The sequence below is a fragment of the Streptomyces sp. NPDC088732 genome, from assembly GCF_044751205.1.
In the GTDB taxonomy this organism is placed as follows: domain Bacteria; phylum Actinomycetota; class Actinomycetes; order Streptomycetales; family Streptomycetaceae; genus Actinacidiphila.
In genome coordinates this window covers 19,211-32,275 of record NZ_JBIVLI010000042.1, presented here as the reverse complement: position 1 = coordinate 32,275, position 13,065 = coordinate 19,211, and the positions used below count along the sequence as shown (strand labels likewise).

Here is a 13,065-nt window from a genome sequence, read left to right as displayed (position 1 = left end):
GAAACGGTGCGCACACCCGCGGAGTCCGGCGCTAGTCGAGGCGCGCCCATACGCTCTTCTCCTTCGTGAAACTCTCGATCGCGCTCTGGCCCAGATCGCTGCCGTATCCGCTGTCCCGGAAGCCGCGGTACGGGGAGGCGGGGTTGAGCACGCCCCAGCTGTTGATCCAGACGTTCCCGGCGTCCAAGGCCCCCGCGAAGCGCAGCGCCCGTCCGACGTCGCGGGTGAAGATCCCCGCGGCAAGGCCGTACATCGTGTCGTTCGCCACGGAGAGCGCCTGCTCCTCGCCCTCGAACGGCAGCACTGCGAGGACGGGTCCGAAGATCTCCTCACGGGCTATCCGCATGTCCGGCGTCACGTCCGTGAACAACGCCGGCTGGTAGTAGAAGCCGCGGCCCGGCTCGTCCTCGGGGTGCCGCGCGCTTCCCGCCGCCAGGAGCGCGCCCTCTTCGACGCCGGAGGTGACGTACGAGTGGACCGAGCGGCGCTGCTGGGCGCTGATGAGGGGACCGATCTCCGTCTCCGGGTCGAGCGGGTCACCGACCTTGGCCGACTCGACCCGGGCTCTGACCAGTTCGACGACCTCGTCGTGGATCGGCCGCTCGACCAGGAGCCGGCTGGGAGCGGTGCACGTCTGACCCTGGTTGCCGTACATGGCCTGGAAGACCACGTCGGCCACCGCCTTGGGGCAGGCGTCGGCGAAGGCGACCATGGCCGACTTCCCGCCGAGCTCCAGCGAGGAGGTGACGAGCCGTTCGGCGGCCATGCGGCCGATCTCCTGACCGACCTCGGTGGACCCGGTGAAGGTGATCTTGCCGACGCGCGGGTGCTGGACGAGCGCGTTCCCGGCCACCGAGCCCCGGCCGGGCAGGACGTTGACGACTCCGGGCGGGATACCGGCCTCAAGAGCCAGCTCCCCCAGGGCGACCGAGACCAGTGGCGCCAGCTGAGCGGGCTTGAGGACGATGGCGTTGCCTGTCGCCAGTGCCGGTGCGATCTTCCAGACCGACTGCACGGCAGGGAAGTTCCACGGCGTGATGGCGCCGACCACGCCGATCGGCTCCCGCTGCGTCCAGTTGAGGAAGCGGCCGGGCGCCGGCGTGGTCCGCCCCTCGATCTTCGTGACCAGACCGGCGAAGTACTCCAGGGTCTCGATCATGATGGGAAGGTCGATCGAGCGGGACTCGCGGATGGGCTTGCCCATGTCCCGCGTCTGCAGGTCGGCGAGCTTGTCCTTGTTCGTTTCGACCAGTGCCGCCAGGCGCAGCATCAGGCGGGTCCGCTGGGACGGCCGGAGCCGCTGCCACGCCTTGGCACCTTTGCGCGCGGCTTCGACGGCGCGGCCGACGTCGTCGACGGTGGCCTCGGCGACAGCCGCGATGCGGCTGCCGTCGGCGGGATTGACGGTGTCGAATGTCGCCCCGGTCGAGGCGTCTGTGAGCTGGTCACCGATGACCAGCGGAACACTGGGGGTCAGAGCACGCATGATCGATATCGCTTTCGCTCGGGCGTCAGGGAAGGCGGTGAGCGGTCGGCAGGACGGCCTCGGCGAGCGCCTGGAGCTCTTCCATCGCGGACTCGAGCGTCGCGTGCTCGAACGAGGTGTCGCAGACGAAGTGGGTGACACCGAGATCGGCGTAGGCCTCGATGGTCTCCGCGTTGTAGGGCGCCTTGCGCAGCGGGCGCGCCGTCAGGGTGATCTCGCTCATGTCCCGGCCCGCCCGCTCCATGTACGCGCGGAGGGTGGCGAGGTGGGCCGCATACTCCTCGGGACCGATCGCCAGCGGGTGCCAGCCGTCGCCGATGGCGGCGATCCGCCGGAACGACGCCTCGCTGTACCCGGCGAACCAGATCGGGATGGTGCCGCGCACGGGCTTGGGGTACATCTTGAAGTCGTGCAGGTTGTAGAACTCGCCGTCGAAGTCGACCTCGTCGTCGGTCCACATCTGCCGCATCGCGTTGACCATCTCGGTCACGCGACGCCCCCGGTCCTTGAAGGGCGCTCCCAGGGCCGCGAACTGCTCCTTCATCCATCCCACGCCGATCGCGACCGACAGCCGGCCCTTCGACAGGACGTCGATGCTCACCAACGTCTTCGACGTCTGCACCAGCGGCCGCCAAGGGAGGATCAGGCAGGACGTGCCGAGTTCGACGGTCTCCGTCGCGGCCGCAGCCCAGGTCAGTGCCGTCAGGCAGTCCAGGTACGGCGTCTCGGGCTCCCAGAGGAACTTGCCGTCCTCGGTGTAGGGGTACGGCGTGTCCACCTTCGTCGGCAGGGCCACGTGATCAGTCATGAACAGCGAGTCGAACCCGATCTTCTCCGCGTACCGCGAGACCTCGCTGATCGCGTCCGGTCCGGCCCACGGACCGGCGCCGGGGATCCTGATGCCAACCTTCATGGTGCTGCTCCTTCGGGGAAGTGGCTGAATCAGCGGACGACACGTGCGGCCGTCAGCCGCGCGATGTCCTCGTCGTCGTGTCCGAGCTCTTTCAGCAGCTCGGCTGTGTGTTCGCCCAGCGATGTCGGCGGCCGCTCCACCCGACCGGGGGTCGCCGACAGCTTGATGGGGACGCCCGGCACCCGGAGCGGGCCGAGGGTTTCGTGCGCGATGTCGACCACTAGGTCCAGCGCACGGATCTGGGGATGGACCACGGCCTCGTCGTACGCCAGGACCGGGGCGCAGATGACGTCCCGTTCGGTGAGCAGTTCGACGGCGTCGTCGCGGTCGCGCGCGGCGAACCAGGGGGCCAGCGCCGCGTCGATCTCCTCACGATGGGAGAGCCGGCTCGCGGCATCGGCGAACCGCGCGTCGTCGAGCAACCGCTCGGCGTCCACGGCACGCGCCAGCCTGTCGAAGTGGCGGTCGTTGAAGGCCACCACGTGCACGGCTCCGCCGTCGCGCGTCCGGTAGGCGTTGTACGGAGCGTAGAAGTTGCTGGCGTTGCCGACGCGCGACTGCACGTGATCGGCCAGCAAGTACTGGCCCAGCCAGGGCGTTTGCAGGTGGAACAGTGAGCCGACGAGCGACACCGACCCGTGCTGGCCGACTCCGGTGCGCTGCTTCGCCAGGAGTGCGACCAGCGCCGCGACGGCGACAAGGAAGCCGGATGCGCTGTCGGCGATCGGCGGGCCGGCCTTGACGGGGGCTCCCTGGGGTTCACCCGTCGCCTGCATCATCCCGGTGAGAGCCTGGGCCACGGGATCCAGGGCCGGCCGCCCGGCCAGCGGCCCGCTCTCGCCGTAGCCGCTGACGCTGAGGCAGATCAGGTGGGGGTGACGCTCCTGGAGGTCCTCGGGAGTCAGGCCGAACCGCTCACGCGCGCCGGGCAGCATGTTCTCGATCAGCACGTCCGCGCCGGCGCACAGCTCGTGGAAGAGTTCCCGGCCCTTCTCGGTCCGCAGATCGAGCGCGATCGCCCGCTTGTTCCGGTTGACGCCCGAGTACACCCCGCTCATGCCGTCGCGACCGGGCCCGAAACTCCGGGACTCGTCACCCGCGATGGGCTCCACCTTGACGACGTCGGCACCGAAGTCCGCCAGGATCGACGCCCCCAGCGGACCGGCCACCATCGTGGCGGCGTCGATCACCCGCGTTCCCGCCAAAGCCTGCGTCTGAACCATCACACGACCGTTCTGTTCATTATCTCGAACTCGCATCGGGATTATGAACGACTGTAGGCAGGGGTCGCACCACCGTCAAGACCCGATCACCGGCACTCTCGAGCTGCACGCGTTGCAGAAAGCAGGCGTTGACGGTGCAATACCGGTGGGATGCGCACATGAGGCAGAACACTCTGCGGGCCGGCGGAGCAGCGCACACGTAGCGCGGAGTGCCACGGCCGAGACCGCGCAGGGACACCGTCAGGTTGCGCGGACCCGGCGACGCGCCATCACGTCGGACTCGACGACGGGCCGATCGGCGCGGCTCAGTTCGTCCCGGTACGACCTGATGTGATGCTACGTCAGTGAGGGAAGCGACGGCTGGACACGGTGATCCACCGGCGGCTCGAGGCACTGTTCGGGACGGACACCGGCGAGGGCTGCTTCGGATGCCCGCCCGTGCCGTTCGGATCACACGCTGGAAAGGCGTCCACCCTGCAACCCTCCGGCAAACGGGACCGGACCGCGGCGGGCTGCGGCGACCGTCGACTCTCCTGCCCCCAGAGGGCGATCCGCGCCCGGGCATCCCGTAACCGCCGCATCACCGGCGACGAACACCCCGGGGCGATCGTTCCGACGACCCCCGACGACGAGGAGGAACCGAGCCCATGGCTGGAGCAACCGGCAGGGTGGCGTTGGTGACGGGGGCCAGCAGCGGGATCGGTGCGGCCACCGCGCGCCTCCTGGCCGCGCGGGGAATGCGCGTGGTCGTCAACTACCTCCGAAGCGCCCAGGCGGCTGATGATGTCGTGGCGGAGATCGCGGCCGCGGGCGGCCGGGCCATGGCCGTGCGGGCCGACGTGCGCGAGGTCGCGGCCGTCCAGGGCATGGTGGAACAGGTCCGGGTGGCGTGGGGCGGCGTCGACGTGCTCGTGCACAACGCGCTCATCCCGTACGCAGTGACGTCGTTCCGGGAGATGACGTGGGAGGAGTTGGGCGGCAAGCTCGACGCCGAGATGCACGCCGCGTTCACGGTCACGAAGGCCGTCCTGCCCTCCATGACCCAACAGGGGTGGGGACGCATCGTCTACCTCGGCACCGGCCTCAGCCGCCGGCCGCGGGAGGGCATGATCGCACTCGGCACGGCCAAGGCCGCACTGGAACAGTTCGCCCGCTACCTCGCTCAGGAACTGGGACCGCAGGGCATCACGGTCAACGTGGTCGCGCCCGGCCCCGTGGAGGACACCCGCGTCTCCGCGGACGTACTGGACGACGCGCTCAAGCAGCGGCAGGTGGCCGCCACCCCCTTGGGCCGCCTCGCGCGCCCGGCGGACGTCGCCCAAGCGGTCGCCTTCTACACCGCTGAAGACAACGCCTTCATGACCGGCACCACCGCCGAGGTCAACGGCGGCCTCGCCATGCACTGACGCCGCCCCCCGTGCTCGGGGCCGCCGGTACCGGCCCCGCGCAGGCACGCCCACCGGCGCCTCGACAACGGGCCCGCAGTCCTCGCAACTCCGTGGGCAAAAGACGGCGAAGCGACCAGAGAGGGATCCTCATGCACACCATCGATCTCGCCTACGTCGGACGCGGCCTGCACGAGGAACTGGCCGCCTACATCGCCGACCAGCACGGCTACTACGCCGAGGAGGACGTCCACGTCGCGCTGCACGACGGCTGCGCCTGGGACGAACAGCGGCTGCGCCGCTGCGCCACCATCGGGCTCGGCCGCGCACTGCTGGCCCGGCTGACCGACGGGACACCCTGGGTCGCACTCAACGTCAACACCGACCGCCCGCTGTTCTGGTTCCTGGCCCGCCCCGGCATGACGTCCCTGACCGACCTGGCCGGCCGGCGGCTGGCCGTGCACGCCCCGCACACCGCGCCCGGCTGTTTCACCCGCATCGTGCTGCGCAAGGCCGGCCTCGACCCGGACCGTGACATCCACACCGTCGTCCGCCCGCCCGGCGACTACGGCATGGACGTGCGACGCCTGCGCGACGGCGACCTCGACGCCGCCGTCGTCGGGAGCACGATGGCACCGGAGGCGGTGGCCGCCGAGAACGGCTGGAACGTACTGGCCTGGATCGGTGACCACTTCCGGATCCCCACCGTGGGCGTCGCCGTCGACCCCACGTTCAACGACCCCGACGATCCCGCGGTCCAGGCGCTCGTACGGGCCCACCGGCGCGCCCTGCAGGTGATCCGGAACGACCCTGACACCACGGTGCGACACATGAGGACCTTCCTCGGCGGTCAGACCGAGGACGAGACCCGAGCCCACTACGAGGCCTTCGTCGCTCCGTACTTTGCGGCCGACGGCCAGGCCGACCTGTCCGTCGGCGCTGACGCGGTCGCCACGGTCGCCGGGGAACTCGGCGTTCCCATCGGCGTTGCTGCGGACGACTTCTACCGCACCGCACACATCAGGTCGTGACGAGACCTCACGCCGACGGCCTGTCACAGTACGGTTTGCCCCTGCGAACCGGCCGCGGGTGGCGTTGGACGGAGCGGCCGCCGGAAGACAGGGCGAGGCGGCCGAGCGGGACGGTCACTCGGGCTGCTCCGGCGGTGGTCAGCGGCTCTCACGTCGGCCGCGGATGCTGAGGGCGACGACGGAGACCAGGAACCAGAAGGCACCGAAGGCCGAGTATCCGGCGACGGTGGACAGGCTGCTCGTCGCGGAGGCGGACGTGGCGGCGACGGTGGCGCCGGCGAGCACGGACTGTCCACCACTGATGATCATGGGCCACTGGGCGCCCACGGTGCGCCGGCGCCGGATCGCCACGACGAGCTGGACGGCACCGGAAAGCAGGGCCCAGACGCCGAACACGAGCAGGGCTGACGCGACGGTGGAGAACACGGCGATGATCATTGCTGCGGTCGTAGCCAGGCCGAGACCCACGTTGACGGTACTCACGGGGTTCCCGGTGCCGGTGCCGGCCAGACGACGCTCAAGGAGTGTGGCGACGGCGTCCCACAGGGGGTAGACGACGAGCAGCACTGCCGCGATCAGTGTGGGCTTGTCCGTCGACACGAGTGAGGCGGAGGTCGTGAAGAGAAGTGCCACCCAGACAAGGGAGAAGGCGACTCGGATCAGGTGGAGCGATCGGAGCCCGGAGGTCGTCGTCGTGGCCGTGGCCGAAGTGGCCGAGGTTGCGGTGGTCTGAGTCATCGGGTGTCCCGTTATGATCGTGACGGTGTGAGACGGTCGCCTCGATGAGGAGTCTCAGGCGCCTCGGGAGGCACCGCGTACTTCGAACGAAGTAGTTCTGCCGTCCGCGTCGACGGCATGTGCCCTGCCGTCCCGATGTACATCGTTCGAAGTACACGACCGCCGCACACGTGGACGAGAATCGGCTCATGGACACGGCGCGGAACAGTCAGGACGGGCTCACGGCACCGCTGTGGGTCCGCCGCCCCGAGGTGCCGCACCGGGTCGCCTACACGCTGGCCGCCCTGGTGTTCACCGGCCAGATCGTGGCGGCGGTCCTGAGGGGTTCGGACTGGCCGACGGTCCTCTCCGTGCTCCTCGCCGGCGCGGGCGTCACCCTCTCGTGGTGGAAGCCGTGGGCAGGACTGGTCCTCACGAGCGCGGCGTCCTTCGCCGTCACAGCAGTGGGCCACGACCCCTTCTCGGTGTGGATGATGGCGGTGCTCGTACTGTTCTCGGTCACCCTCCGGGGAAAGCAGCCGCTGGCCGCCACCGGCATCGTGGCGGCATTCTTCCTCGGAGCGTTCATGACATTCGGAGGATTCCGTGGCGGCGCGGTCGTGGGAGCCGCCGCCTTCTTCTCGGCTGTGGGAGGAGGCGCGACGGGGGCCGCGCTCCGCATCCATCGGGACCACTGGTGGACCCTGGAGGAACGGGCCGAGAGCGCCATCGCCACCCGCGAGAGCGAAGCCACCCGGCGCGTGACCGAAGAACGGCTCCGCATCGCCCGCGACCTCCACGATGTCATCGGCCACCAGGTCGCGATGCTGAGCCTGCACCTCGGTGCGGCGGAAATCGGGCTGCCCGAAGACGCCGAGTCCTCCCGGCAGGCCCTCGTCTCCGCCAGGTCCAGCGCCCGCACCGTCATCCTCGAAACGCAACGCATCCTCGCGCTCCTCCGCCTCGGCGACGACGTCCCCGACGGCGAGGCACTGCGGCCGACCCCTGCGCTCAGCGGCCTGGAAGGGCTCATCGCCTCTTTCGAGAGCATCGGCCTCGACATCCGGTCCTCCATCGACATTCCCGCCGGCTTCGTGGAGCCCAGTGTCGGCGTGACGGTCTACCGCGTCGTTCAGGAAGCACTCACGAATGCCTACCGGCACGGTGAGGGGACGGCGACGGTGGATGTGGGCGAGCGCGACGGCAGGATCTGCGTCACCGTGGAGAACCGCGTCGGTCCCTCACTCCGCGGCTCCGGGCCGGGCAGCGGGCTCGGACTCGTGGGGATGCGCGAACGCGTCGAGTCCTCCAGCGGGCGGCTGACGATCGACAGTCACGACGGGCGATTCCGGATCCACGCGGAGTTCAGCCCCCTGGGAGCCGTCGTCCGATGACGCGCATCCTCATCGTCGACGACCAGGACGACATCAGGGCCGGCATCCGGACGATGCTCGGGCTCGACCCGGGTCTCGTTGTCGTGGGTGACCTCTCGGATGGACTCCAGGTCGTCCCCTTCCTCCGGGAGCACCCCGTCGACCTGGTCCTGATGGACATCCGGATGCCCGGCATCGACGGTGTCGAGGCCACCCGCCGGATCCGCGCGGAGCATCCGCCCGAGAAGACGCGGGTGATCGTGCTGACCACGTTCGACCAGGACGACATCGTCCTCGCGGCCCTGCGCGCGGGCGCCAACGGTTTCCTGAGCAAGACCGTGAGCCCCGCTGAACTCGTCGCCGGAATCGCCGAGGTCGTCGGTGGAGGCGGTGCGCTGTCGGCCGCCGCGACGGCCGCGCTCATCGGCCACATGACCCACAGCCCGCCCCCGGTGATCGACAAGGAACTCCTGCGGCGCTTCGACGCTCTGACACCCAGGGAACGTGACGTGGTCGTCCTCGTCGCGAGCGGTCTCGGCAACGACGAGATCGCGGCCCAGCTGTCCGTGTCGCCGTTCACCGTGAAGACGCACGCGGTGCGGGCGATGACGAAGGTCGGCGCACGTGATCGGGCGCAGCTGGTCTCGTTCGCCTTCCGGGCCGGCCTCTACCCCTGAGCCCTGAAGGCGGACCGGGCGTCGGCAGGCTGCGGGGCCGGCCCGCAGGCACGCGCCTTGAATCCATGTGGCATATGCGGAAAAATTGGACGTACGGCACATGGTGCCGAAGGCAAGTGAGAGGAGTGCCTCATGATCGCCAAGCTGCTCGCGAAGTTGTCCTTCACCCGCAACTACGGTGCGTACGGGGCCCACGACTGGGGCACGCACACCGGCGACGACAGGGTGTGACCACATGGTCGGCGGGCGCCCCCGGGCTCCCGTCGGCTCGTGACCACGCTGCCGACGACACAGGCCTGACCGCTCCAAGAAGTCAGGGGCCGATCCCATGGGCCGTGTGAACGAGCCGCCGCGGCTGCCCGGAGGCAGCTTCGCGGCCTGGAGCCGCGACCGACTCGAACTGGCGCGCCGCGGCGCCGACGAGTGCGGGGACGTCTGGCAGCTCGAGTCGGGTGTCTACGTAGCCGCTACGGCCGGGGTGTGCGAAGCGGTCCTGCACCGCTCTCAGGATTTCCCCAAGCCGTCCTCGCCCCTCTTCCCGTCGTTGAAGCGGGCCGGCGGAGCGCCGATGCCCGAGGAACGCGCGCACGCTCGTGCTGCCCGCATGCGCGGACTGCGCCCGCAGGCCGTCGCGGCCCGGGTCGGTGAGATCGCGCCCGGGACCGCTCGTTTTGCCGACCAGTGGCCCACGGACCGGGACGTCGAGATTCTGCCCCTGGTCCGGCCCGTCCTGGCGGAGATCGGCGTGCGCTACCTCTTCTCCGAGGACGCTCCCGCCCTGCTGCCCTTCGCCTGGCAGCTCTTCGTCGCCCGGGAGGTGCTCGTACGTCCCTCCCGCTGGGTATGGCCGCGCTGGGTCCCCACACCGGCGCGGCGGTTCCGCACACGACGGCAAATCGCCTTCACCGACGCCTTGCGGCCCGTCGTCCGCCGGCGCCGTTCATCGGACCGGCCCGGTGACGACGTGCTGGGACAGATGCTCCGGCCTTCCGCCCGCTACGGCCCGCTGTCCGAAGAGGTCATCCTCGACACCCTCCCCGGGATCACCGTCGCCACCTTCGAGACACCCTCCCGGGCGGCCGGATGGATCCTGCTCCACCTGGCCCGATACCCCCAGGCCGCGGACCGCGTCGCGGCCGAGGCCGCCCTCCTGCCCGCCGACCCGGCCACGACGACCAGCACCCACCTCGAGAACCTGCGGTACACCCAGGCGGTGGTACGCGAAGTGCTCCGGCTGCACCCCCCGAGCTGGCTGCTCACCCGGCGCGCCCCGCGACAAACTCAGCTCGCCGACTACACCATCGACGCCGGGTCCACCGTGCTCGTCTGCCCCTACACCGCCCACCGCGATGCACGGGAACACCCCGAACCCGACCGGTTCCGGCCCGAACGCTGGCTCGACGATTCGGGCTCGTCGGCGAAACCCGGGGTCTTCCTCGGCTTCGGCACCGGGCCGCACGGCTGTGAGGGAGCCGCTCTGGCCATGGCCGTGCTCACGCTCCTGACCGCGCAGACAGCCCGCCGCTACCACGTGAGCGAGCCGCCCGGCACGGAACCCGGCTACCGGGTCATCACCTTCGAAGGTCTCGCGACCGCCGGCCTGCACCTGCGTGCCACCGTGCGCGGCTGAGGGCAGTCCTGCTCTCGGTGGCAGGCCGTCTCCCCTTCACACGCGCTCGGTCACCGGCTCATGGTTCGCTCATCGTGTGTCGCCGGTCGAACTCGTCGGCCAGCATGCCCATCATGACGAGGTCGTGGTGCCGGCCGGCGAAGAATACGTGTTCCCGCAAGCGCCCCTCCTCGGTGAAGCCGAGCGAACGGAAAAGTGCCAGCGATGCCTCGTTGGGGGCCAAAACCGCTGCCAGGCATTTGTGGTAGCGCCGCTCGGCGAACATGAAGCGCAGCAGCAGCACCACGGCTTCCGTCGCGTAGCCATTGCGCCGGTGGTCGGCGCTGATGGTGACATCGCACTCGAACCAGCCTGAGTGAGGGCCGGTGCGATGTGAGCCGACTGCACCGACCAGCTCTCCCGTGGCCGTCGCTTCGACCGCCAGCCGGAAGTGGTCGTCGTCGCCCACGGCAACGGCCTGTTCCTTCGCCCAGGCACGGTGGATCTCGGCGGACCTCGGCAGATCCAGGCGTCCCCCGCGCGGCCCGCCGTCGTCGGCGAACCGCGCGAACGCCGTCCAGTCGTCGGGCTCGACAGCGCGCAGGCGTACCCGATGACCGGTCCAGCACGACGATGCCATGCCACATTTGATCACGCTGCTGTGTGCGCGAGGCCGACGGGCACGCCGAGGCGGACGTTGTCCGGGGCGATCGGATCCACCGGTATCGGTGCCGCCGTTATGCTGGTTCGTGGTGGTTTTCCGCTGTATTGCACCACGTGGTTCCCGTCCGATGTCGGCGGACAGCGGCCGGAATGCCTTGGGCGCCGGAGCGGCGCCGGCTTGAAGGTCCACAGCTCCCGCTCCCTGTGGAGGCCGGGGTGAAGGTTGTCGTCGATCTTTCCCGATGTACGGGGTATGCGCAGTGCGCGTTCCTGGCTCCGGAGGCGTTCCGGATGCACGGTGAGGAAGCGCTCATGTACGACCCCCACCCGGATGACGCCTCGCGCGACCAGGTGCTGCGCGCCGCGGCGGCCTGCCCGGTCCAGGCGATCCTGGTCGACCGGTTGGAGGCGCGGCACGCACCGCCGGAGGCCTCGCCGTCATGACCGGTACCGACAACCTGCGTGCGTTCAAGCGCGATGGCCGCATCGTGGTCGTCGGTGCCTCTCTGGCGGGGCTGCGGGCCGCCGAGGCGCTGCGGGACGAGCGTTTCACCGGATCGTTGACCATGATCGGCGACGAGCCGGGCGAGCCCTACGACCGGCCTCCCCTGTCCAAACAGGTACTGACCGGCTGGGTGCCGGCCGGGCGCACCGCGTTGCCCCGCCGCCGTGGCATCGATGCGGAGTGGCTGCGGGGTGTGCCCGCCGGCGGGCTGGACCTCGCGACGCACCACGTGCGTCTCGCCGACGGACGCGAGGTTCCCTTCGACCGGGTGCTGATCTCCACCGGGGTGCGGGCCCGGCCGTGGTTCGCCGAGTCCGAGGCGTCCCTGGGCGGAGTGTTCGTCCTCCGTACGCGCGAGGATGCCGAGAGCCTGCAACGGGCCCTCGCCGCCGGGCCTTCCCGCGTGCTGGTCATCGGTGCGGGATTCACCGGCTCCGAGATCGCCTCCGTCTGCCGCGAGCGGGACATCCCGGTGACCGTCGCCGAACTCGCGCCCGCCCCGCTGGTCGGGGCGCTCGGCGCCATGATCGGCGAGGTCGCGGCCGCCATGCAGCGTGCTCACGGTGTCGACCTGCGGTGCGGTGTCGAAGTCGCCCGGCTGGAGGGCGACGCGCAGGGACGGTTTCGCCGTGCTCACTTCGACGACGGCAGTACGGTCGACGCCGATGTGGCGATAGTGGCGCTAGGGAGCATCCGGAACACCGAGTGGCTGCGGGAATCGGGACTGGCGGCGGGCGTGTGGGGCATCACCTGCGACACGGGCTGCCGCGCCCTCGGCGTCGACGGCCGCGTCACCGACGACGTCTTCGCCGCGGGAGACGTGGCACGGTGCCCGAACCCCCTCTACGAGAACCGGCTCATCTCGATGGAGCACTGGGTCAACGCCGTCGAGCAGGCAGAGGTCGCGGCGCACAACATGGTCAGCGTCCCGGAGGACCGCCGAGCCCACGTGTCCATCCCGCTGTTCTGGTCGATCCAGTTCGGCGTCAACATCAAGTCCGTCGGTGTGCCGACCTTCGCCGACGAAGTGGCCGTCACCCAGGGATCGCTGGACGACCACCGCTTCGTCACCGCGTACGGCTACCGGGGCCGCGTCACGGCTGCCGTGAGCTTCAACAACGGCAAGTGGCTGGACCACTACCGGCGCTTGATCGAGACGGCCGCACCTTTCCCGCCCCCCTGCCCCACGCCCGACCGGCCCGCCGGCATGGAACCGGTGCCCGTCGACCTCCCCGGCCTCGCCCTGCTCGCCCAGAGCGCCACGGTGGTCGTCGCCGGCCAGGATCCGGGTGGGCGCCGCGTCACGGCCGTGCACCAGCAGCGGCAGGCGGAGGACCGGACGACCACGCCCCGGACTCCCGGCACCCTGCAACGGATCTTCGACTATTCCGCCAGGGCGGACCCGTACCCGCTGTATGCCGAGTTGCGTGAGACGCCGGTGGCCCGGCAGGAGGACGGCAGCTGGGTCATCAGTACGTATCGT

At 70.1% G+C, this 13,065-nt stretch carries 11 protein-coding genes and 1 pseudogene; 7 read left to right on the top strand and 5 right to left on the bottom strand.

What is annotated here, in order from left to right:
• Nucleotides 1-31: 31 nt before the first annotated feature.
• The 3 genes from ACIP9H_RS40950 to ACIP9H_RS40940 are packed head-to-tail and all read right to left on the bottom strand — an operon-like array spanning nucleotide 32 to nucleotide 3,622.
• Nucleotides 32-1,486 carry an aldehyde dehydrogenase family protein gene (locus ACIP9H_RS40950; RefSeq protein ID WP_401964088.1) on the bottom strand — a complete coding sequence of 485 codons (1,455 nt, stop codon included), beginning with the start codon at nucleotides 1,484-1,486 and terminating at the stop codon, nucleotides 32-34.
• Nucleotides 1,487-1,511: 25 nt separating this feature from the next.
• Nucleotides 1,512-2,399: an LLM class F420-dependent oxidoreductase gene (locus ACIP9H_RS40945; RefSeq protein WP_401581235.1), complete on the bottom strand. Its 888-nt coding sequence runs from the start codon at nucleotides 2,397-2,399 to the stop codon at nucleotides 1,512-1,514.
• A gap of 29 nt (nucleotides 2,400-2,428) precedes the next feature.
• Complete coding sequence (locus tag ACIP9H_RS40940) at nucleotides 2,429-3,622, bottom strand: CaiB/BaiF CoA transferase family protein (protein ID WP_401581238.1); 1,194 nt, start codon at nucleotides 3,620-3,622, stop codon at nucleotides 2,429-2,431.
• A 647-nt stretch (nucleotides 3,623-4,269) separates the two neighbouring features.
• On the opposite strand from ACIP9H_RS40940, the gene ACIP9H_RS40935 reads away from it, so the two are divergent.
• Both ACIP9H_RS40935 and ACIP9H_RS40930 read left to right on the top strand, forming a co-directional pair.
• Nucleotides 4,270-5,028, top strand: a complete 759-nt coding sequence (locus ACIP9H_RS40935) for an SDR family NAD(P)-dependent oxidoreductase (RefSeq protein WP_401964086.1) — start codon at nucleotides 4,270-4,272, stop codon at nucleotides 5,026-5,028.
• Between the two features lie 131 nt (nucleotides 5,029-5,159).
• Nucleotides 5,160-6,038, top strand: a complete 879-nt coding sequence (locus ACIP9H_RS40930) for an ABC transporter substrate-binding protein (RefSeq protein ID WP_401964084.1) — start codon at nucleotides 5,160-5,162, stop codon at nucleotides 6,036-6,038.
• Nucleotides 6,039-6,176: 138 nt separating this feature from the next.
• Here ACIP9H_RS40930 and ACIP9H_RS40925 read toward each other — a convergent pair whose 3' ends face one another.
• The gene (locus ACIP9H_RS40925; RefSeq protein ID WP_401581246.1) at nucleotides 6,177-6,776 is read right to left on the bottom strand and encodes a DUF308 domain-containing protein; all 600 of its coding nucleotides are present in this window, start codon (nucleotides 6,774-6,776) and stop codon (nucleotides 6,177-6,179) included.
• Between the two features lie 188 nt (nucleotides 6,777-6,964).
• On the opposite strand from ACIP9H_RS40925, the gene ACIP9H_RS40920 reads away from it, so the two are divergent.
• The 3 genes from ACIP9H_RS40920 to ACIP9H_RS40910 all read left to right on the top strand — a co-directional run bounded on the left by ACIP9H_RS40920 (nucleotide 6,965) and on the right by ACIP9H_RS40910 (nucleotide 10,435).
• Nucleotides 6,965-8,149, top strand: a complete 1,185-nt coding sequence (locus tag ACIP9H_RS40920; protein ID WP_401581248.1) for a sensor histidine kinase — start codon at nucleotides 6,965-6,967, stop codon at nucleotides 8,147-8,149.
• Nucleotides 8,146-8,805 (top strand): response regulator, encoded by a 660-nt coding sequence (locus ACIP9H_RS40915; RefSeq protein ID WP_401581250.1) that lies wholly within the window; start codon nucleotides 8,146-8,148, stop codon nucleotides 8,803-8,805. The genes ACIP9H_RS40920 and ACIP9H_RS40915 overlap by 4 nt, the downstream gene beginning before the upstream one ends.
• Nucleotides 8,806-9,142: 337 nt before the next feature.
• Entirely contained in the window at nucleotides 9,143-10,435 is a 1,293-nt protein-coding gene (locus ACIP9H_RS40910; protein ID WP_401964083.1) for a cytochrome P450, read from the top strand.
• Nucleotides 10,436-10,493: 58 nt separating this feature from the next.
• Here the strand turns inward: ACIP9H_RS40910 and ACIP9H_RS40905 are convergent, their stop codons facing one another.
• A complete protein-coding gene (locus ACIP9H_RS40905; RefSeq protein ID WP_401581256.1) occupies nucleotides 10,494-11,054 on the bottom strand; it encodes a GNAT family N-acetyltransferase in 561 nt (186 codons plus the stop codon).
• Nucleotides 11,055-11,293: 239 nt separating this feature from the next.
• Here ACIP9H_RS40905 and ACIP9H_RS40900 point away from each other — a divergent pair, with 239 nt between their 5' ends.
• A complete protein-coding gene (locus tag ACIP9H_RS40900) occupies nucleotides 11,294-11,521 on the top strand; it encodes a ferredoxin (protein WP_401581259.1) in 228 nt (75 codons plus the stop codon).
• Nucleotides 11,518-12,888: pseudogene (locus ACIP9H_RS40895) on the top strand (NAD(P)/FAD-dependent oxidoreductase); the annotation flags it as partial. The gene ACIP9H_RS40900 and the pseudogene ACIP9H_RS40895, both read left to right, overlap by 4 nt.
• Nucleotides 12,889-13,065: the final 177 nt, after the last annotated feature.